This is a genomic window from Paenibacillus lutimineralis, from assembly GCF_003991425.1.
GTDB lineage: Bacteria > Bacillota > Bacilli > Paenibacillales > Paenibacillaceae > Fontibacillus > Fontibacillus lutimineralis.
The window spans coordinates 3,212,370-3,234,856 of sequence record NZ_CP034346.1 but is presented as its reverse complement, the minus strand read 5'-3'; the positions used below and the strand labels follow the sequence as shown (position 1 = coordinate 3,234,856).

The 22,487-nt window shown below is 45.1% G+C and carries 19 protein-coding genes and 2 pseudogenes; 3 read left to right on the top strand and 18 right to left on the bottom strand.

The window, feature by feature from the left end; genetic code table 11:
- Positions 1-9 precede the first annotated feature (9 nt).
- On the top strand, positions 10-138 hold the full coding sequence (locus EI981_RS29990; protein WP_257792040.1) for a hypothetical protein: 129 nt from the start codon (positions 10-12) through the stop codon (positions 136-138).
- Positions 139-451: 313 nt separating this feature from the next.
- On the opposite strand, the gene EI981_RS14075 is transcribed toward EI981_RS29990, so the two are convergent.
- From EI981_RS14075 to EI981_RS14025, 11 genes and pseudogenes are all read right to left on the bottom strand, one after another.
- Positions 452-991 (bottom strand): GNAT family N-acetyltransferase, encoded by a 540-nt coding sequence (locus EI981_RS14075; RefSeq protein WP_126999121.1) that lies wholly within the window; start codon positions 989-991, stop codon positions 452-454.
- Positions 992-1,549: 558 nt separating this feature from the next.
- Complete coding sequence (locus EI981_RS14070; protein WP_126999119.1) at positions 1,550-1,783, bottom strand: XRE family transcriptional regulator; 234 nt, start codon at positions 1,781-1,783, stop codon at positions 1,550-1,552.
- Positions 1,784-2,849: 1,066 nt separating this feature from the next.
- Positions 2,850-3,008 (bottom strand): hypothetical protein, encoded by a 159-nt coding sequence (locus EI981_RS29260; RefSeq protein ID WP_193556469.1) that lies wholly within the window; start codon positions 3,006-3,008, stop codon positions 2,850-2,852.
- Positions 3,009-3,440: 432 nt separating this feature from the next.
- Positions 3,441-5,585 carry a serine hydrolase domain-containing protein gene (locus EI981_RS14060; protein WP_126999117.1) on the bottom strand — a complete coding sequence of 715 codons (2,145 nt, stop codon included), beginning with the start codon at positions 5,583-5,585 and terminating at the stop codon, positions 3,441-3,443.
- A 69-nt stretch (positions 5,586-5,654) separates the two neighbouring features.
- Positions 5,655-6,926: a sensor histidine kinase gene (locus tag EI981_RS14055; protein ID WP_126999115.1), complete on the bottom strand. Its 1,272-nt coding sequence runs from the start codon at positions 6,924-6,926 to the stop codon at positions 5,655-5,657.
- 19 nt (positions 6,927-6,945) lie between these two features.
- A complete protein-coding gene (locus EI981_RS14050) occupies positions 6,946-8,691 on the bottom strand; it encodes a DUF885 domain-containing protein (protein WP_126999113.1) in 1,746 nt (581 codons plus the stop codon).
- Positions 8,692-8,760: 69 nt separating this feature from the next.
- Entirely contained in the window at positions 8,761-9,438 is a 678-nt protein-coding gene (locus tag EI981_RS14045) for a response regulator transcription factor (protein ID WP_126999111.1), read from the bottom strand.
- 418 nt (positions 9,439-9,856) lie between these two features.
- Entirely contained in the window at positions 9,857-10,735 is an 879-nt protein-coding gene (locus EI981_RS14040) for a PhzF family phenazine biosynthesis protein (protein WP_126999109.1), read from the bottom strand.
- Positions 10,732-11,007: pseudogene (locus EI981_RS30110) on the bottom strand (hypothetical protein); the annotation flags it as partial. The gene EI981_RS14040 and the pseudogene EI981_RS30110, both read right to left, overlap by 4 nt.
- A gap of 273 nt (positions 11,008-11,280) precedes the next feature.
- Positions 11,281-11,928, bottom strand: a complete 648-nt coding sequence (locus EI981_RS14030) for an FMN-dependent NADH-azoreductase (protein WP_126999107.1) — start codon at positions 11,926-11,928, stop codon at positions 11,281-11,283.
- A gap of 45 nt (positions 11,929-11,973) precedes the next feature.
- Positions 11,974-12,435 (bottom strand): carboxymuconolactone decarboxylase family protein, encoded by a 462-nt coding sequence (locus tag EI981_RS14025; RefSeq protein WP_227011903.1) that lies wholly within the window; start codon positions 12,433-12,435, stop codon positions 11,974-11,976.
- A 209-nt stretch (positions 12,436-12,644) separates the two neighbouring features.
- Between EI981_RS14025 and EI981_RS14020 the strand changes: the two genes are divergently transcribed.
- Complete coding sequence (locus tag EI981_RS14020) at positions 12,645-13,532, top strand: sigma-70 family RNA polymerase sigma factor (protein ID WP_126999103.1); 888 nt, start codon at positions 12,645-12,647, stop codon at positions 13,530-13,532.
- A 324-nt stretch (positions 13,533-13,856) separates the two neighbouring features.
- Here the strand turns inward: EI981_RS14020 and EI981_RS14015 are convergent, their stop codons facing one another.
- Positions 13,857-15,020: an MFS transporter gene (locus EI981_RS14015; protein WP_126999101.1), complete on the bottom strand. Its 1,164-nt coding sequence runs from the start codon at positions 15,018-15,020 to the stop codon at positions 13,857-13,859.
- 109 nt (positions 15,021-15,129) lie between these two features.
- Here EI981_RS14015 and EI981_RS14010 point away from each other — a divergent pair, with 109 nt between their 5' ends.
- On the top strand, positions 15,130-16,035 hold the full coding sequence (locus EI981_RS14010; RefSeq protein WP_126999099.1) for a LysR family transcriptional regulator: 906 nt from the start codon (positions 15,130-15,132) through the stop codon (positions 16,033-16,035).
- 179 nt (positions 16,036-16,214) lie between these two features.
- On the opposite strand, the gene EI981_RS29985 is transcribed toward EI981_RS14010, so the two are convergent.
- The 6 genes and pseudogenes from EI981_RS29985 to EI981_RS13975 all read right to left on the bottom strand — a co-directional run bounded on the left by EI981_RS29985 (position 16,215) and on the right by EI981_RS13975 (position 22,483).
- On the bottom strand, positions 16,215-16,337 hold the full coding sequence (locus EI981_RS29985; RefSeq protein ID WP_257792039.1) for a hypothetical protein: 123 nt from the start codon (positions 16,335-16,337) through the stop codon (positions 16,215-16,217).
- Positions 16,338-16,601: 264 nt separating this feature from the next.
- The gene (locus EI981_RS14005; RefSeq protein WP_126999097.1) at positions 16,602-18,950 is read right to left on the bottom strand and encodes a S9 family peptidase; all 2,349 of its coding nucleotides are present in this window, start codon (positions 18,948-18,950) and stop codon (positions 16,602-16,604) included.
- Positions 18,951-18,976: 26 nt separating this feature from the next.
- Positions 18,977-19,210: pseudogene (locus EI981_RS29635) on the bottom strand (DUF4097 family beta strand repeat-containing protein); the annotation flags it as partial.
- 681 nt (positions 19,211-19,891) lie between these two features.
- Entirely contained in the window at positions 19,892-21,091 is a 1,200-nt protein-coding gene (locus tag EI981_RS13985; protein WP_126999095.1) for an MFS transporter, read from the bottom strand.
- Between the two features lie 243 nt (positions 21,092-21,334).
- Positions 21,335-22,150 carry a MerR family transcriptional regulator gene (locus EI981_RS13980; RefSeq protein ID WP_126999093.1) on the bottom strand — a complete coding sequence of 272 codons (816 nt, stop codon included), beginning with the start codon at positions 22,148-22,150 and terminating at the stop codon, positions 21,335-21,337.
- A 114-nt stretch (positions 22,151-22,264) separates the two neighbouring features.
- The gene (locus EI981_RS13975) at positions 22,265-22,483 is read right to left on the bottom strand and encodes a hypothetical protein (protein ID WP_126999092.1); all 219 of its coding nucleotides are present in this window, start codon (positions 22,481-22,483) and stop codon (positions 22,265-22,267) included.
- Positions 22,484-22,487: the final 4 nt, after the last annotated feature.

Below are 22,487 nucleotides of genomic sequence, written 5' to 3'. Positions count from 1 at the left end.
TGATCTTAAATGAATCTGTCTGTTCGGACGACATTGATTCACGAACATTATCGTTCGAAGCATAAAAAAACACGCAGGATCGGCGTGTTAGTGAAGATGTATGGTGGAGCTGCGGGAGATTTCTTTTATTTTAAATAATAATTCAAGGCAGCCGCTTTAGTTATTAAGCTATCGTTCTCCGTTAGCTTAATGCCTGAAGCCAGTTTAGCTTTGTAACTCCGTTTTTGCGGGCATCAGCTTATCGCACTCGGTGCTTCTTTCAACCCTGCTCAGCCACGTATTATAAAATACTAAAAACTACATCTGTAATGAGAATCCATATCAATCACGGTTAACCATATACGTTCTTGTCTTTTTTTTCTTGTCGTCTTACAAATATCAAAGCATTTTTAGTTTTGATTGGACACAACAAATCGCTTACGGCTGATTGGGAGCCATCGGAAACAAATGCTTATTTTCTGTAGCTTCTGTAATAAAAGTAACTATCATTTTCCATATAAAATTGGTTATCCCCTATAGGCGTTCGTCTTTCAAGCAATTTAAATCCACATTTTTCAGCCAATTTGTTCGAGGGAACATTGGCACAATTAATTGTCAGGATTAAATACTTAACATCAGATACCTCAAAGCACCATTCTGCCAAGGCACTTATCGCTTCTCTGGTATATCCGTTCCTTTGATGTTTTTCCGACATGAAATATCCCAGTTCGATTTCATTTAGCTTCTCTTTAAGCCCCACCCCTATGCTACCAATCATCTCATCGGTGTTTGGCAAGGCAATCGCGTAGGAACGGCCAATGGAAATATCCGTATTATCCGATTGCTTTTGATACTGATCAATCAATCCATAATAATCCTTCGGATGTGCGCGTCCGTCAGCCCAATCTGGCATATAACGGTATACAGCCGATTCCCTGGCAATTGAATAAAATCTTTTAGCATCTTTTTTTTCCAATGTTCTTATAACAACATTTTGAGTTTCTATGCGCATGGCATACTCCTCCTAATACAAATTTTGTTCGCTGCTCATTTGTTTACCTATTATAACTTACACACACTTGACAGGGGGGCACTTTACATTCGCTAACGGCTTTCGTCTTTAAAGAAAAGAGCTTTTTAAAAGTCATCCGCAGTATAGTTAGGCTTGTGCTTCAAACAGTTTATCACACACTTTTTTGGAAAGTACGTTTATAACTAAACTATCCTGCCCGTTAGCTTAATGATTATTATCTAAAGGACGACAATCGGTACACTTTTCTTGTCACTCGACAGGACAAGAACTTATATCGTTAAAACAGAAAAAAGCCACGATTTCCGCGACTCTTATAGCGTATATGTTCTTGTCCTCCGACAACAGGCTGCTCACCTCAGATACAATGTCGAAGTTTCAACTATTTATGTTTAAGGAACATTTCGACAATTGCACTCAATCCTCCTCCATATTTTCCCATTTCGGGCCAGGGATGTTTTTTGATTGAGTTATCGTTTTCCGTTAGCTTAGGTAATGGATCACATTTGTAATCTTAATGCCAACCTACCACTTATTCCATTAATCTCCCTTTATTTCATTATCGTTCGGAATTAATTCATACAAGGCACGAACATCACAACCGATGGAATCGGCGATCGATATGGCAATTTTAAGTGGCATCACTCTTTTGTTTTCAATAAAGTCGTAAACTCGTTCCGGTTTAAAAAGTAAGTCTTTTGCCAGCCATTCCGCTGACTTTCCGGATTCCATCAATCGTTCATTCAGTAAACAACGTCCTAGTTCAAATTTCAAGAAGCGATGACCTCCCACATAAGATAATACTTAACCTTAAGCGTTGTCTATTGCCAGCATGAATATACTTCATAAAGGGCCCCATAACGATGAAGTTCCCCATGCGTCTGCCCAATTTGTTGGAAGAGTTCCATCGCTAGGTTATCGTTTCCCGTTAGCATAATGCGAATACCCGATTAACAAGTTATATGCTATATTTCCGAACTGTCTTAAATCACGCTGGAAAGGTGTTTTCCGGAACGGAATTTCGAATCGAAAAGGCCCTTCAGCTTCTGAGTCGTCCGAAATGGAATATAACTGAGATTGCGCTCGAAATCTTCAATAGACCGATGTCCGCAATACCTAGTTCTTTCGCTACTGCTGCCCATTTTTAAGGAATGTTCCCAAAATGCAGTTCCAATAGAAACAACAATTATCATCATGAATGCAAAGATAGCAAGCGCTGTGATGGGATTGCTCAATAGCTTTTTCTCAAAGTCCAAGACGGCTTCCATCTGCAGATTAATCGTTTTTGGTATTAAGTATACATATATTTTTCAATTAACAATTGCAATTATCCTGCCCGCTAGTATAACGAAAAAGCATCCGATCGATAATCGGCTGCATTCTTAAATAAATCAACAAAACTAATGACTGAGACAAAATTCCTTTAACAAACAATGAGATACTGTGCTTGTAGAACTCTTCCTCGGTGACGAGTTGGGACTGATATTGCCCGTGAATTAGCTCGCTCATCTGAAATCCGTAGTCCTTGATATGAAACTGTCTGATCTTATCCCGAGCAAAGGACAAGAACTTGATCCCTTAAAATAGAAAAACCACGCGGGGCGTGGTTTCTTAAAAGACTATGTTCTTGTCCAGTAACATTATGGAACTGCTTTTCTCGTTAGTTGAAAAGACGGCACTGCAGTCATTTAGGTAGCCGTCTCTTCTTTTTATTGAACTATCCTGTCCGATAACGCCAAATAAATTAGCAGCGATTAGTAGTTAGATACTTATCTAATTGGTAATCGGCTCATATTCTTGTACCCGACAGTTGTCTAGTGATGACAAACTATGCGCTCGCTTATGCTTTAATAACTTCAACCTTTTTATCCCCTGCTGTCTTCGCTACCTCTAACGTTGTTTTACCTTGGTCAGCGACTATCACGCCAGTAACCAGCATAGAGGCGATTAAAGCTGCGCTGAGGACTGAGAAAATTTTCTTTCTATTGCGATTGACCATAACCATACCTCCGATATCTATTTTGTAATAAGCGGCTCAAGATTATGACGAGCCGAGGGTGACTACATGACGGTGAAAAGGAGATAGTCTAACCTAAATTTATATGGTGTCCATCACCCAACACTATGTTCCGTTAATCAATATCAGTTATTACTTAGACTTCGCGAATTGATTACAATATTTCACATTTTTGTTATGTAATCCATCCATTGATTATATTATAACGTACTTACAATGATTGTAAAAGGACAAAAACAGTATTCTAGTTGAAAAAGCAGAAGCGGAAAAGTTAGGCTACAATCTCGATAGAATGGCTATTGGTCTCTTATATCACTTGTCATTAGACAATCTGTTATTTTATAAACCATTCAATAAAAAATGGACGGTGACAGCCATCACCGTCCTTCTATTTACAAAATGCCTTATCAGGCGTTACTGTGTAGAAATCTCGAACTTCGTGCCGGCATCTCCGGCGAAAACTATGGATCCTCCCGCGGGCAGTTCGACCTGATCCTGGCCTCCGATGACACTGAAGTAGATGCATGTTCCCTTCGCATTAAAAACGGCGAAGGAAGCGTTCTGGGACATGCTCACCTTAACGATCTTTCCCCCGTCTTTGTCGCTTATCGTATACCATTGGGCGTATCCGTCGGGCGGAATCGTAACGATTGACTTTTTAGCGAAGCTAAAAGGATTCACGGCATCCTCGTTCACTAAGATGAACCCACCAAGATTAAAGTACTCAACGCCGTCTTGTGTAAAGAACGTAAGACCTAAGAGATCCCGCCCTTTCGATCCCGGAATTTGCAATTCGGAGACGGCTGAATTCGGGCCGGTTATTCGCTTATCCAACACGTACCCTGGCAATTGTTTCGACACATTCAAGTCGATGGTTACCGCTTCCAGTGTCAAATAAGCAATGGACGTATACTTCTCATCTAGCACATAATATTTCCTTCCATCGCGCTTATTCCATGCCTCTATTGTCTCTGCCGGAAGATCCTGAGGCTGGAGCTTCTCAGCGTTATACATTGATATAGCCATCTGCCCAAGACCCGGGAACGAAGCGTATCGACGAAGCCATAAGTAGGTGCGGCCATTCTCCTCCGTCACGAAGCTGATCATCACGTTTCCATCCGAACTATGGAACATGCCGTCTGCCGAATACCTGTAGATCCCGGCTGAATCATTAGGCGGCTGCTCCGACGTGATGGACATTACGCCGCCTTCGGTAATATCTATATTTATCGTTGTACCGGTTGCGCCATAAATTCCCGAATACTGCAGCATGGACTCTGGCATATCCGCCTTTACCGGCGCACCGTATGACTTCTCAGGTTTTAATTCGGAAATTGTCCCTTTCTCCTTCAGCGCCTGAAGCAGGATTCCGTTCGCCAGAAGCTGATCATGCGTGCTGCTCCCGCCGGAAGTGACGACAGCTGCCGCCATGTCCTGTTCGGGAAGCACAACGAGCGACGCGTGATAGAGAGGCGTGTCCCCGCCTTTGGTCAGCGCCTTCATCCCGTATTCGCTGAAGGGATACAGATTGACGCTGTCCCAGCCGAGACCGTATTCCAATGAGTTGTCCGCATCGTCAGGCCACAAAGACGTCTTGTACTCGTCTTGTGCCATGGCCGCAGCCGATTTAACGGACAAGACTTCTTCTTCTTTCCCTGTGAAAACTTGCGAGAATCGAGCCAAATCTTCCGCCGTGGAATAAATGCCTCCCGATCCGATCACGTTGAGCATCTCGCCTGGTAGTTGTCCTGCATATCTAGGATAATAGAGTCCCGCCATCTTCGCTGTGTCAGGAGAATCGAGCGGCGTCTTCGTATTGACCATACCCAGAGGTTCCGTAATATATCGATGGATATAAGAGGTAAAGTTCATTCCGCTGACTCGCTCGACCAGAATCTCGGCTAGCGTAAATCCGTCATTGCAGTAAACCGAATAAGCGCCCGGGTCCGCTTTTAAGCTCTGACCGGCCAGTTGCCCCAGCAGTGTATCGTGGGCATAGGTGTCGTTATCTTCGAATAAAACGGCGTTCTTAGTCGAGGATCCCTTCAGCCCGGAAGAATGATTGAGCAGCATGCGCGGCGTAATCTGTTTGTAACGTTCATCCATCATTGTAAACTCGGGGATATACTGGACGACCGGCGTATCGAGCTCGATTTTCCCTTGTTCGACTAACTGCATAACGGCAACCGTGGTAAACATTTTACTCGTCGAGCCGATCCCGTACATCGTGTCTTTCGTGAGCGGCTTCTGTCCCTGCTCATCATTCTTGCCAGATTGGCCGGATACGACGATGCGGCCATGATCAATAAGGACGTATTGTACGCTGTTAGTATCGTAAGTTTTCGTGAGGAGATCTGCCTTCTCCATTGCATAATTCCGAGTTACTTCGTAGGTGATTAAAGCCTCATTCGAAGGTGAGTCCATTGCCGCCGTCGGCTCAGATATATTCAGCGCCCCTGCTATGTTCTGCGTCTCTGCCGGTGCCTTATTGTCGTCGCAGGAGGCTAGCAGCAGACACGAAGATAGCACAACTCCCATTATCCATCGACTTTTCATCATTTGAACTCTCCTTTTGGAGTTTTGGTAGATATGAACAAAACTGCCGCGGTATCCTATCAACTCTATTATTTAACTAATCACTGGAAAACGAATCATAACGGTCGTACCACACCCTACCCCGCTGCTAATGTGGACAGAACCTTGATGTTGATCGACGATCCAACGCGCGATCGATAGCCCTAGACCCGCTCCATGATCCCCTCTATTTCTAGAGGAATCTCCCTTGTAGAAGCGATTAAATATGAGTGGTAATTCGTGTTCCGAAATGCCCACTCCGTTATCCTTGACGGTTACGAGAACTGATTTCCCTTGCCTAAGACACTCAAGATCGATTTGCCCATCCGCCTGCGTAAATTTAATGGCATTGTCCAACAAAATCATGAACAACTGTATGAGACGATCCTCATCTCCATTCATGAGCATTTCCGAGCCTTCGACATGAAGCTGTAAGCGCAATTGCTTGTAATCCATTATTGGCTCCATTTTTTTTGCGATCTCTTTAATGATCCTGTCAACTCGCACAGGTTTGCATGAGATGACTTCCTCATGTGAATCGCCTCTTGCCAGAAGAAGCAGCCCGTCTACCATGTTGCTCATTCTTTTGGTTTCTTTCAGAATGGCTGAAATTGGAGCGCTTTCTTCCTCGATCGTATGATCGGGATGGCGTAACAATATTTGCGTTTGCCCTCGGACGACCGAAAGCGGACTCCTCAACTCGTGAGAGGCATCTGCAACGAATTGCTGCTGCTTGTCCCAAGCCTTCTGAATCGGAATGAGCGCCCGTCTAGCCAATGCGTAACCTGCGATGATAGATATTAACGCGCCGATACCGATTCCGATACTAATACTCCATAATAACCGATTCAAATAATACGCCTCGGCAGAAATTTCCGTAAATATCTGAACTGTTTTCAAAGGCGTGTTAGACAGCTTCTCGACTACTGGCAAATTGCCTTGATAGGGTCTGCTCACGAATCGATAGGTTTTCTTACCCACGCGTATCGACTCGGGTCCCATGTGGTTTTGTTTTTCCCGAAGCATCGAACTCAAATCGATAAATTGCCATTTATATATAAAGCTTTGAAGCAAGGTATCGTTGGAGTCCCAATAAAATACCATCATAAAACGTTCCGGTTCCTTCAAATCAATGTAAGTGACTTGATCCCCGCTACTTAGAGTAATTTGTTGCATGTGGTCAATATTAAACACCAGCTGACGGTCAATGTCGGAATAGATCCGATAACGCGCCAGCCCGTATAACGCTCCCCCCAGTATGATGAGCAAGCAAAATACGACCGTGCTGTTCCATATCGTCATTCGTACTAGCGTGCGTTTAATCATATCGGGGGCTGCTCTCCTTTTATTTGGCGGACTTGATGTATTGATTCACTTGCTGCTCCAATATCGGAAATGGCATATTACCGTTTCGAAGAAGAACGGAATGAAATGCCTTGATATCGAAGCGATCCCCGAGTTCGCTTTGCGCCTTCTCTCGAAGGGATTGGAATTGCTCCGATCCGATCGCATAGTTTTCTTTACGTCCTGGATTAGCAATGACATCGTCGATGAAAGCATCGTCCCCCGTTCCGATGACACTCATCAGATACTCATTAGCTTGTTCTCTTGTCCACTTCAGCCCATGGATACCCGTATCTATCACGGTAGCTATGGAAAGGTTCGCCAAACGGATTAGTACCGTGTTCCGATCAAGCATGCCCTTCTCCGCACATAAGCTTTCCATATAGACCGCCCATCCCTCTACGTATCCATGCGTCATCGTTATTTTACGGATTAATGGAATGGTTGGTTGATCATATTGAATCGAGAATTGAAAGTGATGTCCAGGAATACCCTCATGCAATGCAAGCATTTTAACCATTTTTTCGGAGGTCGGGCTTTCGAGTGGAACAACAAATCTCCCGCTCCTATCACCATCTAAAGATAAGGGGATATACATTCCACCTGCCGATGCGATAAGAGCCGAATACGCCCGCACGTCCACGGGATGGTCCGGGATAAGCTCCTCTTCAAACCAATCGGACAAGTAGGGCTTGGCATCCAACAGACTGCTATTTAACGCTTGCAGCAATTCATCTCCGGTTAGGAATCTGGCTGCAGATGTAGTCTGTGCTTGACCCGAAGCCCCGCTTCTTAGTTCCTTCACGATCTCTTCTACCTTGCGTTTAGCGATCTCGTGCATTTCCTGAGGACTGAGGTCCGTACCCGTAGTAAGTTTGAGCTTTGCAGAATAATACTCGCTGCCGCCCGGCTGACTCCAGATTCCTTGGCTCACGGATGCTTGCTTCATAAGATCGTTCTCGATCACATCGGCAAGTTTGCCGTAAGAAGCCAGTACATGATCGGTTAGGGTTTGCGCTAGCTCTTTTTTCAGCTTCTCCTCTTCGGAGGGATCGAGTTTTAACTCGGTCAATTTCTCAGTGTATAAACTATACAGAATCGTTTCTTCCGGTTTCGTATTCCGCAAATTGTTGTAACTCGTAAGCATTTCCTTAAGAAATTCAGAAGCAGGGACAATACCTTTCTGCCGTCTGTCTTGAATTCTATCTATGACATGCGCGACTTTATCCGAAAACCCGTTCAGCGCAACGATATAATTCTTTGCATCTGCTTGGTTGCGAATCGGATAGTTGTTCGCGAAATACGGCGGAAAAATGGATAGGGAAAGGTAGTCATTCGTATCCAGCTCCCAATATTTATATACTTTCTGCTCCGCGCTTAGGTTCCATTCGAGGATATCGTAGGTGAGTTTGTCTTCCGGGGAAAGCTTGGCAGCATCATAGTCATTCAATTTTTTAAGATAACCATTTCTCTTTAAGTATAATTGTTCGTAATCAGCATCCGACATGTCCGTAAGCTTAGTGGGATCCCATCGGATTCCCTCCACATTTTTCAAGTCAAAATAAAGCTGTTTCTCAGGGTCATCCTTAAGCGTATCAAACGCCATCTTCTGAATTAATGCGTCGAAACTCTCTGACTGATGTTGGGTCTGCCACAACAAACCACCTACAGTCAGCAAGACAAGTAATCCTGCTACCAATAAAATAGTCAATCTGGTGTTCTTAAACATCTGTCTTACAAGGTTCATGCATTAATCTCCCCTTTATAGATTATAAGAAGAATATACAAGATGAACCTTTGATTTCCCTTTGAAAAACTACTCGTTTATTCTGAGTATGTAGCCCAAACCTCTTACGGTTTGGATATATTGATCAGCATGCCATGAAGACAGCTTCTTCCGAAGATAATGGACATAGAGCTCAACGATGCCAATTCCCGCTTCCGAATCGAGTCCCCAAATTCGGTTATAGATTTGCTCCTTCGTCACGATCTGCTCTTTATTGATGAGCAGGTACTCAAGCAGCTCATATTCCTTTTCTGTTAAGGTCAGCACTTCTCCTGTAACCGTTACTGCTCGATTTCTAACTTGAATAGCAATCGGGCCGTAGCTAATCTGCTCTTCTTGATTAACCTTGCCATAACGACGCAGCAGCACTTTAGCTCTGACGATCAGCTCTGGAATCTCGAATGGCTTTACCACATAATCGTCCGCTCCGATCGTTAAACCCTTTACCCGGTCGTTCAACCCGTCTTTTGCCGTCAGACAAAGAATCGGGGTATCCACTCTTTGCTTCCTCAACTCTTGGATGAACGTAAATCCATCAACCTTGGGCAGCATAATATCCAAAATAATTAAATCGAACTCGCCGTACAATGCGTGATGCAAGCCCTCTTCTCCGTTATGACACTCCGTAACTTCATGCCCTTCATCCTGCATAACTCTTGCAATTGTATACGATATCCCAATATCGTCCTCTACGATCAATAGTTTCATAAGTTCCTCCATGGATGAACAAATATGGGATAGTGTAACATATTTTAATAGGTTTGTGAGTCCACTGCGAATAATTGAACTATCGTCCCGTTAGCTTAATGAAGAACTGACTTCTATCCTCAAAATGCTATGGGAGAATCCAATGAACCGAACTGAGCAGTTCAGTTAGCAGTTCAGAAAAAAATGATCTTATAAAGAAATTAACAATATGCTTTTGAATTTACATGTTATAAATCGAACAAGAACTTATATCGTTAAAACAAAAAAGCCGCGATTTTCGCGACTCCTTAAGCGTATACGTTCTTGTCCTCTGACATGTGTACATGATCTGGAACATATGACCTTCAATGATTTCCACTCTGTATTTGCATAAATAAACGTTTATAAAAGCCCGTCATATTAGGGTTTTTGATTCCGCTTATATCGTGATATGTCTTCGTTCAATGCCAACCACTGCACCGCCAACCCGAACCTGGTTGATTTCACCGCTCTCGCTCAGGCGTAATCCTACCTTGATTTCAGAAGGACAATCCATCGAATACCCTTGCCTGAACATGACTTGCTCCACTTCCCGCAAAGATCGTTGGCCATGTTGGTACAAATAGCTGAGCAGGGCACCGTTGGATGTTCCTGTCGCGCTCTCCTCGGGAATATCGTACAGCGGAGCGAAATTCCGGCATTCCGCAGCAGCAGCATCTGGCGTATCCATCGTGAACAGATGATATCCAACCACATCATATTTTTCGCTGATGGCAGTTATGGCTTCAAAATTTGGCTGAACCTCATTCAAGAGCTTCCTGCTGCGTATCGGGATCAAAATGTCCCGCAGCCCCGTCGAAACAATCTGGATGGGCAACCCGGTTTCCAGATCCTCGGCATCCATCCCTAAAGATGGGGCGATTTCCTCACAGGATATCTTTTCAAGAAATTGTGGTAAAGCCTGTGACAAATAAACAAGACCCCCAGAGCTAATATCGACATCCAAAATCCCTGCCTTGGTTTCTATCGTATAGGAGGTCCCTTCCTTTGATAAACCTAACGAATGCATTAGTCCAAATGCAGCAATCGTGGCGTGTCCGCACAGATCAACTTCGCTGGCGGGGGTGAAATAGCGGATTTTGTAATCCGCAAGCAGGGATTTTTCCATAAAGGCTGTCTCCGAAAGGCCCAATTCCTTCGCTATGAGCTGCATTTCAGCAGTTTCCAGCGAAAGGCCGTCCTCCAAGACAACACCCGCTGGATTACCGCCACGCTCCCCTTTCGCAAACGCATTTAACGTATACACTTCTACCTTCATGTTTCGCTCGTCCTCTCCTTATCTTCGAAAAACCGATGGGACAACAGCACGTCCCATTCATTATTATCTCTTTTTTTCAAACTAAGATTATTTTCGTTCAAATAATTTATAGCATCTTTATTCACTGCCCGTAAATCTATATCTTGTTTCTCTGCTGCATATGAACATCCACAATAACATTGACGGAAAACATCATATTAATTACACATTTCATTGAAATTACTTGGTAAATATCGTGAATCATAATTTTGTTGCACACCGATTCCAAGTTCATACCTCTTTCATCCCTTACCCCCCTGCTTATCTTTATTGGTCTATTTTAGCACGTATCTATGATGTATATGTAATCTCGCATATGTTCTCACCGATGATTTTCCTCCTCCCCATAGATATAAGAAATTGGAATGCTAGGACAGTACTATCTCCTTTACGGGAAAATAAGAATCTCTTCTGGTGAAGACAAATACAGTTTTGTATCGTTCTAATATAAATGAATAGGGGAAGCTGTAAAAACAGCTGCCCCTATTTCTTATGAAATTCTTTATCTAGAAGTTTTCCGCTATTTGGTGCGCTTGTCGGATTGCCTTTTCTTTAAACTGCGGCGCTTGATTAGGATACTCGGCTATCCCTTCAACAAAGATACTTTGAAAGTCAGTTAGTCCCACAAAATCCATAATGACTTTTAGGTGGCGGTGCCCCATTTCAAAACCTTCGTTGATCGTGTTTGATCCGGGTGACAATACGCTTCCACTAGCTTGAATGTGAACAGCTTTTTTATCGCCAAGCAAACCGCTCCTGCTACCATCTGGATGATACTTGAATGTCTTGCCCGTGATACAGATCGTGTCAAGATATGCTTTCATCACCGGGGGATAGGAGTAATTCCATATAGGATTGACAAAGATATATTTATCGGCGGCCACAAATTGATCAACAAGTTCATTGATACGTCCGATTTTCGTTTGCTCCGCAAGTGTTAATTGTTCGAAAGATGTACCACTTTTAAGCTTGTCCCACCCGTTCAAAATATCAGCGTCTAGTTGCGGAATATTCATTCTATACAAATCGAGATGTACGACCTCATCCTGCGGATGGGCTAAACGGTAAGCTTGCATAAATTCTTTTCCTACTGTCATGGAATAGGATTGCTCATCGTCGCGTGGGTGAGCTGTTATATAAAGTACTGTTTCCATAATGAAGTAAAACCTCCCTATTTTGATGAGTGATGAACTGCCTATTTAATTACGGGGCAAAACGTCTACTATTTGGCGAGTTGAGACGTTAAGGCGGTTGTAAAGGTTAGCCGTGGCGATTCCGGTAATAAGCGTGGCCAGTGCCGCTTCATCATAGTGAAGGGCTGCTTCCTTGTACACTTCGTCTGACACCGGATAGGTCTGGTCATACAGTCGAGTCATCGACTCGCTGAGTGACAGAGCAGCACGTTCCGCGTCTGTGAAATTTGTCGTGTCGCGCCAAGCAGATACAGTTAGAATTCGCTCAGCCGATTCGCCTGCAGCCATAGCGTTGCGGGAGTGAAGATCCACGCAGACGCTATCTCCGTTGATTTGGCTAGCACGAAGGTAGGCAAGGAAGAGAGTACGGGCGGGCACACCGTTTTTCTCGGCTGAAGCAAATAAGGCTTTGCCCAACGCCTGCAAGGATTGGCCCACATCGGGTAAAATGATTACAGGGTTTCTCATTCTGGATTGCATAGAAAACACTCCTTTTTTTTGATAGAAGCTTTTAATTCGGCCTTTCACTATAATGACGTGTCGAACGGAGAGTGTGTGACTAACACAAATTTTTAGATTTTGTCACGTTCGCTGAACTTCATTCGTCAATATAATTAAGAAGCAATTTTAATGATAAATTGATTTAAGAGACATTATGATGAGGGGAATTCAGTCGTATGGAAGAGCAATTCGAATCGTACCGAGAACATCTACAGGCAATGGCCTATCGCATGCTTGGATCATTGACAGAAGCGGAGGATGCCGTGCAAGAAACCTGGTTACGTCTTTATCGTTCAGATAGAAGCGAGATTGAGAATTTAGGAGGATGGCTGACCACAGTCACATCGCGGATTTGTCTTGACATGCTGCGTTCGAGAAAAGCTAGACGTGAGGAATTCATGGATGAGTCTTTGCCTGAAATTTCTGCTAACTCTGAAGATCGATACAATCCTGAACAAGAAGCGCTGATGGCCGATTCAGTCGGACTTGCACTACTTGTTGTGTTAGATAAACTAAATCCATCAGAACGGGTGGCCTTCGTGCTGCATGATGTCTTTGCCGTGCCATTCAGCGAAATTGCACCCATTGTGGGAAAATCCGAACTCGCCACTAGAAAGCTTGCAAGTCGGGCGCGCCAAAAGGTGAGGGGAAATGAGAGCAATTCACAAGCCGATTTGGATCGACAGTGCAAACTCGTTGACGCTTTCCTAGCTGCGGCATACGCTGGAGATTTCGATTCGTTATTAGCGGTGCTAGATCCGGATGTGGTTCTTCGAGATGATCGTGAGACAAGCGTCCGAACCGAAACTCGGGGAGCCCTTGCTTTAGCCAACAAGGTAGCAGGACGCGCCAAAGCTGCGCAGGTGGCCCTCGTGGATGGGTGCATCGGGGCGATTGCGGCCCCAGGCGGGAAGTTACTTTACGTGATTCAGTTTACAATAAAAGATGGGAAAATCGCCGAGGTAGACTTGATTTCCGACTCAACACACCTTGAGCAACTTGATTTAACGATTTTGGGAAAAAAAATGACCACCTACTCAAAAAAACAGGTGGATTTCACATAATGTCGACGACTAAAGTCGTTCTGAAAGACTTAAGTTTTTCGAAGCCTTTACGCTTGAGCGTACTATAATCACGACTCAATATTTTTGTGGTTTAGCGTGGCGATGCTTATTTCGTGCGCAAATTCATGCAAAAAAGCCGCCTGCGCTTAATTAGGGCAGACGGCTTTTAAAATAGTTTCTATGTATAAAGAGAACATCTGGTTAGGGATGTACTTTTAGATGTTTAGGTTTTTTGAAATAAAATGAAAACAAATCGCCGCAAGCCTATTTACATCGTAGGTTGTGGCGGTTTGTGTTGTTGCATCATGTGACATCGTAGTCCATTTACTGCTCATTAGGTCCTTCTGTAGCTTTTTTCTCCAGGGTCATGGACAGCTGCACGCCAATCATCAGCATGACGATGACCAGCATGGCAATAATCGAAGCGTTAAAATGTCCACTTATATCAAAGATCCATCCGATAAATAAAGGCCCAAAAGCACCCATGGTGTAACCTCCCATCTGTGACATAGCCGACCAGGTTCCCGCTTCTTCAGCGGTACGAGTCTCCATAATGGGCAGCATCAGCGCCAGAGGAAACAATCCGCCTGCACCAACGCCCAGAAAAAGTACGGCTGGAAGCATCGGAACGGGTAACAGAAGTAATCCCAGGCCGATAAGCTCTGACACACTGCACAAGACAAGCAATAATTTGGGCTTTCCCGAGTGATTGACAATACCTGGAACCAGCAACGCAACCGGGACCTGAATCAGCGTGAACATGGTAAGCAGCATAGCCGCGTATTGCGGGCTGTATCCGAAACTGAGGGCAATAGGTGAAATCCAGGCCGTCAAGCCATAGAACATGCTGGCCATGAAGCCAAAAAACAAGGTGAATTGGATGGCTTTTTTGTTGCCAAGCGGCAGTCTGAGACGCCAGGTCTCGTTGCCGGAATATTGTTTTTTCCTTACCAGAGCGACCCAGATGATCAGAGCGATAACCCCCAAAACAGCCCAGCATGACAAAGCGAATGGCAGGTTATGTTGACTTTGAGTGTAAATCGGGATGGTTAAGCCCGAAGCGAGTGCTGCCCCAATCGTCATGGATACCGAGTAAATACTGACAATACCCGGCCTGGCTGGGAAATACTTTTTGATAAAGCTGGACAACAGAGGCCCGGCGAAGCTGATTCCGATCCCTCCTGCCAAAGCAGTAACAAGAAGTATGGTGACAGATCGGTCAATACCACGCAGTGTGGTAGCCATGGTGATGAGAAGTAACGAAATAAAAAGGGTACGCTCCAGACCAAACCGTTGACTTAGCGTTGTGGCAACTGGAGCAAACAGTCCCATACACAGGACGGGCAGCGTGGTCAGAAGGCTTGCTGTCAAAGCGCTGATGCCCAGCTCGGATTGAATCATACCCATCATGGAAGCTACAGAGGTAATTAAGGGGCGTAGATTCAAAGCCGCTATAAATAGAGCGAATAAATAGAATGTTTTTTTCATCGGTACTCTTCCTCCCCATTCTTGTTGAAGTCACTATGAGTATAAGTCTGTATTATTCATTGATCAATCCAATAAATCGTATTATTATGATAGTAAAAAACTATTGATCATGAAGGAGAAAAAGATGGATACTCGAAATATAACGTATTTTATGGCTGTCTTCGAGCACCTTCATTTCACGAAAGCTGCAGAGCTTCTGGGGATTTCACAGCCTACGCTGAGTCAGCAGATTCGCTTACTTGAGGCAGAAGTGGGCATGCCACTTTTCGACCGGATCGGTAAAAAAGTAGTTGCAACCGAGGCTGGCAGGCTGCTCCATCAATACGGCATGAAAATGCTTCAGGCTGAAATGGATGCGAAGAATGCCATTAAAGAGCTATTATCCGAGAAACGTGGAACCGTTCGGCTTGGAGTATTGCCCTCCGATCTCGATTTCCAACTTGTTCCGCTCTTCGTCGAATTCAAGACCCTTTATCCCGAAACCAGGCTGCAAGCATTCTCGACGATCTTTGTCCGGGAAGAAGTGCTTGCACATAAAGTGGATCTCGGAATCGGACTTTGTGGTCCTTCGGATAAACGTCTGGTTCAGATTCCGCTGGGAAGCGAGCCTTACGAATTGTTTGTTCACTCAGCGAGTGAACTGGCGAAGAGGCGCGAGATTACGCTCGAGGAAATGACACAGCATGCTCTGGTGATGTACCCGAAAGGTTATTTGGGCAGAGATTTGGTGGATGGCGTTTGCCGAGAACAAGGCTTTGAATTGACGACGGTCATGGAGGTTGGCTCCGCATCCTCCCTATTACAGTTGGTTGCGGCAGGCATCGGTGCGACCATACAACCGAGAGATTTGTTAAAACAGCATCCGGAATGGTCCGATATCGTATCGATTCCTATCTCTGAGCCTGCTCCCGTTCGTCACCTGGAGTTGACGTATTATGCTGACCGATTCATCAGCAAAGCACAGCAGCAATTGTCGGAATGGCTCATTGATTTTTTCAAATCCAGAACAGTTTGAGAACCATTCGAAAAGAGTGGTTAACCTATGGAGAATTCAAGCGGTGTATATGCAGTTACCGATCGCCTTGTTACTGGTACTTCGAACAGTATTCGATCAAGACCTCCAGAACATAGTCCTTGATCGAATACTGTCTGATTTAACTAAACGGAATTGTCGGGGGAATAAGCAAGTTCTTGTCACCCGACATCAATTATTATCATCGGCTTGTAGCCTTCTCCCAGCTTCACGGCTACGCCATGTCGAAAGGTAGTCGGCAATTCTTCCCACGACGTACCGGCGTACCATACCATAGGTTCCATCTTACATTCATGCGGTTCACTCCACACCAACTGCCAGACGCCATGCTCCTCGCCTATGGAAGTTGTGGGGTCACGATCCGATCCTCCTCATTTGCACGATCGAAGCTGTTCAGAAACACAATATTCATCTTGCACCTCCCTAAAATGAAAAGAATGAACGCAAAAAAGCACCCCTCTCACCGAAGTAAGAGAGATGCTACCCCATCCGTTTTGTATAATTTCCTGAATAATAGCATAGTTACCTATTCTTTAGCAACTCTTACCTTATTTGCTCTGCGGCTTCAAATATTTATCCAAAAACTTGATCATTGTATTATAGAAATCGATTAAGTTCTCTTCGTTGGCAAAGCCATGTCCTTCATCATCCTTGACCATATACTCCACTTGCACGCCGCGTTTTTTGAGTGCTTCGACAATTTGGTCGGATTCTGCTTTGTTCACCCGCGGATCATTCGCCCCTTGAGCCACGAATAATGGAGTTACGATCTTATCGACGTGGAACACCGGCGAAACTTGCTTCAGCATTTCTTTGTCCTTTTCGACATCGCCGACACGTTCGTTTAAGAGATTTCTCATGGTCTCCCAATACGGTGGGATCGATCCCAAGAATGAGAACATATTCGATACACCTACATAATCAACAGCAGCAGCATACAATTCCGGCGTTTTCGTAATGCCTGTCAAGGTTGCGTATCCGCCAAACGAACCGCCATAAATACCAACTCGTTTCGGATCAGCAATCCCTTGCTGAATCGCCCACTTCACACCGTCAGTAATATCATCTTGAATTTTCAATCCCCATTGTTTATTTCCTGCATCCCTAAAGGACTTCCCATACCCCATTGATGCACGGAAATTCATTTGAAGTACGGCATACCCGCGGTTTGCGAGCAATTGTACTTCCGGGTTGAAGCCCCACGTATCACGTGTCCACGGCCCACCATGCGGATTAATGATCATCGGCAGATTTTGAGGCTTTTTATTTTTCGGTAATGTTAAGTAACCGTGAATCGTTAATCCATCTCTGCTCTTGTAAGAAATCGGATACATATCAGCCATCTGATCTGGTTTAAGCCACGGACTCAGATTACCTAAGGATGTTAACTCACCGGATACGCTATCGTAAAAATAATACATCCCGTAAGTCTTGTCATTCGAAACACTAACGATCAGCTTCGTCATATCCTCGTTATAATCGTTTAGCCCGATTTCACTTTCACTGACGCCAAGCTTCTGCTGCAGCTTGCGGTACATCGCCTCGAATTTATCATCGAAAAACTCCAAATGCGCTTTATCTGTTACATAGACAGCCGCCAGCATTTTATCTTGATTTTTGTCGTAATATGCTCCAGTTACGTCAACTTCCGGATGCTGATACAGAACTTCTTCCTCACCCTTTAGATTCAGCTTGACGAGCGCCGTCTTGTCCCGACCGTTATTGGAGACCGCATAGATCGATTTACCGTCTGCCGAGAAACCAAGCGGATTCATCGTATCCCCGTTATTTAACGTAACCAACGGTTTGAACGCCTCTTCCTCCGTATCGCGGTACAACAGTGTACTTACAATACCGTCGCTTTCAGAAGCGAGCCGAATTTTACCTTGACGATCAGCTACCCATTCCATAATGTTCCCTGGGTTTTTGGCGATCAGCTTCGTTTCCCCTGTCTTTACATTCAATTTATATACATCGAAGATGGTAGCATCTTCTTTATTCATCGAAATCAAAATTTCGTCTTTCACACCAGATAAATCGCTCACGATTTGAACACTGACCTTATCGTAAGGCGTCAAATCCACTTCCTTATTGCCATTAAAAGTAGATGAATACACATGGAAATTCTCGTCTCCGCCCTTATCTTTGCGATATAGAATGTTATCGCCTTTCCAGAAGAAGCCGGCGATATCGCGATCTTTCGAGCTTGTCACGCGAATAGGCTCGCTTTTCTCTCCGATTTTCTCTACAAACACATTGGAACGGTTCTCCCAAGTACCCGCATAAGAAAGATACTTGCCATCTGGAGAAAGCTCATACCCAAAGCTGCCCGGACTCCGCATGAAGTCTTCCACGGAAATTTGTGACACACCTCTGTCGTCCATCGTTGATAGCATTTTATTGCTGTAATTTTTAAGCACAACTGCCGCTTGAGCTACAGTCACTGGCTGATCTTCGTGCAAGCTTCCATCTGCATCCCCTTGAATGAGCCCAAGTGCCTTAGCGCTTGCCACATATTCGGCCAAGCTCGTTTCACCCTGTTCCTTACCGAGTGCCCGCACCATCATGCGTGCCATCTCGCCGCGTTTGATCGGAGCGTCAACGGAAGTGAATTCTCCTTCCTTCAACCACCCCTTCTCGGAAGCAACCTTCATCGGATCGATGCCATGTTGATATGTAAGCGACATTACCGCATAGCGGATAAAGTCTTTAACAGAAATCTCTTGATTTTGTTTTACCCCTTTGTCAATAATTCCCTTCGTTACGAGTACCTGTACTCCATCTTGATACCATGGTGCTGCTTTTTTCGCTCCATCCTGTGCCATGACTGACACGGGAACGGATACGGCCATAATAGCCGCAATCACTGCGGAGACTAGTCTTTTTCTTGCATTCATGCTTTAAGTTTCCCCTCTCTGCTGGTAGCGTTAACCTGAATTTTTAAAGAATGAATGTTATTTACATCTATTTGAGAATTCTCCCCTTTTACTGCATTCGAGACATTTCTAATCTCCGATGTTTCTAAATATACATTTGTGTTCGTCGGTATAGAAGAGTTTTGCTGGAACGAACTTGGTGTACTAGTGACAGAGGATTCTTTCGTACATCCGGCGAGTACGATACTGGCAGCGAATAGGAGAATCATAGCTGAAGTCATGTTATTAGATGTGTTGATAACTAGTTATGGGAATAATCATTGGAATCGCGTAAAAATATTAAATATACTCTACCAAGTTAACGAATATCGATTTGATCAATTTTGCGAATCGCCATGTACCCAACCACTATCTCAATCGCGGCTAGCAAAATCGTAGATTTCGCCTTTCTTCATATTCATATTGACATTCGAGACGACTTCCTGCCCTTGAAAAGCCTTGGTCAATCGAATCGTTCGTACTATATTCTCCATACTCTTTTCTCCTCTCGCTCTCTCATAACTATAACTTACAGGACGTAATCTTCTTTTTTCTTACTTTACTCTTACGAATATCTTAAGCTGACTCTATGTGCGATAATGCTCACAACTTGCCTGCTTCCTATGGGATTATATCGGGAATGTAACAAAGTTCTTGTCATCGTGTTTTGACAAGAACTTGATATCATAAAAATTAGAAGCCGCATAATTAGCGGCCTCTAATTTTAATATGTTTTTGTCACCCGACATCTTATCATCCATTTGAAAGCACAAATAACTTACTGACAATCTCCCGTTCATTTGGCCATTTGCAAACACCCTCCTCTAATGTCTTAATTCAACCGGGGGATCACTCAACACAATATGGGAGAGATGATCCGTATCGTGCAGAATCGTTTGCTGAGCTCCGCATCCTGCCCAGCGTTATGATGTCTTTCTCACCCCACGATCCAAAACGACGATAGTAAAAGCCATGACGATAGCCAGACCAGCTGAGGTCATAATGGCAGACAAACCGGCATTGTTCAGAACGAATGCACCGAGTATGGCTCCAACGCCGGAAGAGGAGTTGAACACGGTCGTATACACGGCTGACGCAGATATCGCCGCCTTCCCACCTGTTCGCAATACCCATGTCTGAATACCGATAAAAAGAACCGAGATTGCGGCGCCCCAAACAACGAGAAGCGCCAACACTGTCCCTACCCCAGAGCTGAGCCCGAACGTGCCCAGACCAATGAGCGATACGCACATAAGCAATAGTGATACGGCGATGACCCACTTCATGAAGCGGTCGATCAGCGCCCCGGTAAGCACATTTCCGAGCAAGCCGGCAGCCCCGAAGCCAAAGAGCAGAGCGGCAATCATAGCGGGGGCAATACCAGGGACGTTTCTCAAAAACGGTTCGATGTATGTGAACGCTCCGAAATGCGCAGCTACTGTGAAGATTGCCACCGTATAGACGCGCCACAGCTTGCCGCTACGTAGAACACTGGCCAAGGTGGCGAATCCAACCGATCCTTCGGCTTTTATTTGCGGCAGCACGATGGCCATTAACAGCGCCGTGAGCATGCAGGCCGCGACGAGGAAGCCAAATGCCAAACGCCAGCCCCATGTCTGTCCGATCAGGTTGAGTAGTGGAACACCCAGCACGTTCGCAATCGACATACCGCCGAAAACGATCGAAGTCGCAAGGCCCGTCCGGTTCGGAGGAGCCATCTGTGTCGCAAGCGCAGCCACCATTGCCCAGAAAACTCCATGCGATAGCGCCCCGATAACCCGCGCCAGCATAAGAATCGGGAACGAATGAGCGATTATCGAAAGTCCGTTCGCGGCAGCCAGCATTAACATAAGCCCGATGAGCAGCGGCTTGCGCGGGAACCGATTCGGCAGTACGGCGGATAGTAGCGCGCTGCCTGCGCCAATTAGCGCATAGGCCGTCACGATGAGCCCTACCGTTGCGGAACTGCGCCCAAGATCAGAAGCGATAGACGATAGCAGTCCGATCGGTGCGAATTCGGTGGCAACAACAGTAAACATGGCAATGCCGAGAACAACGATCGCCAGCCAGCTGCGAATGCTAGCTTTCGACGGTTCGGCTTGAATCAAAGCAACCTTAGACATAGTATCCCTCCTTATTGATCAACCATATTAAATACCAATTGGTACATAATCAAGATAAAAGAAAAGCAGCGAGCAGCTGCTCTTATATACGATGTAAAAGTCTTGCAAATTGTGGGCTGAGAGACGTTACGAGTAGGCATTCGGATTGACTGCCGAGCGCTACCCTGGAGGGGTTCAATTCACGAAAGCTTTCTGTCCCTCGCTTGTCAACACTTTCATCGTCTCCCCCCTCCTACGCCTAAACTAAGCTCTCTCGACGGCAATCTGCACCTCCGCGACATAAGCTTCCGGATCACCTGTCTGTTCATGAGGGATGCAAATTTCGCGCCGCGGCTCGTTTTCGATCATTCGATAACCATTTCGCTCAATCCACAGCTCCAGATCAGTGCTTGCAGTGCAGCGGCTCGTCGTCCGACAATGATGGATCAGTGTGGCCATCAGCGGAATACCCTGTAACCGTTGGACCACAAAGGGCGGCTGGCTTGCTATTTTATCGGTCAGTAGCCGGGCTGCTTCAATGTCCATATTGTCATCGCTTTCCAAGCAATCATGCCACAAAAAGATCTGCGACAAGGCCGGCCGACCGGCATTGCCCAAATAATCGTCCAGCTGCCGAAACATCTCTGGAATTTGCCGAAAAGAAGTTCTTTGCCGATAAGATACCACCAATTGCGGTTCCACTTCTTTCAGCACGACATTATGCATCATCTCCTGTCCTCCCTCATTCTTGATGGCGTGTAGCCGGTCTTGGATGCGAACCAACTTGGCCTGCTCTTTGTTCACAATAGACTGAATCTCATGCTGCTTGATACGGAACATTCCTCTGATTTGCTCAAGCGGAATCTGCTCGTCGATCATCTGGCGAATTTGCTCTAACGAGAACCCCAGTTCTTTGTAGGCCAAAATGCTGTGAAGCTGAAACAACTGATCGGCAGAGTAGTATCGGTATCCAGAGTAAGGGTCGGTATGGGCCGGCTTGAGCAAATTCAGCTGGTCGTAGTACCGAAGAGTCTTGACAGACACTTGGCTTATCTTCGAAAACTCGCTGATCTTGAACATAAAATGCACCCCTCAATAGCAAATATTGCGCTTCTGCTCACTTCTTCCGAAGTATAACTTTCCCGTTGAGGGGAGAGTCAAGTAGAAGGCGAAAAAAGAACAGTTCCGCCGTCGTTATCCAGTTACAATTCGACTGAGTGGACTTCCGAACAGAAAAAAAGCCGCACCTCGATGTGCAGCTGGTACAGCTGGATCTGGAGCCGACAGGTCATTAAAAGCCATCATTGCCATTCTGGGTACAATCCCGGGTTCGTACAATAGCAGGTTGTTGTCTCCGGCTCCGCGATAGAAAATGTTTTGTCCGTCGATCTCTGTCGTACGATAATGAGTCACAAGA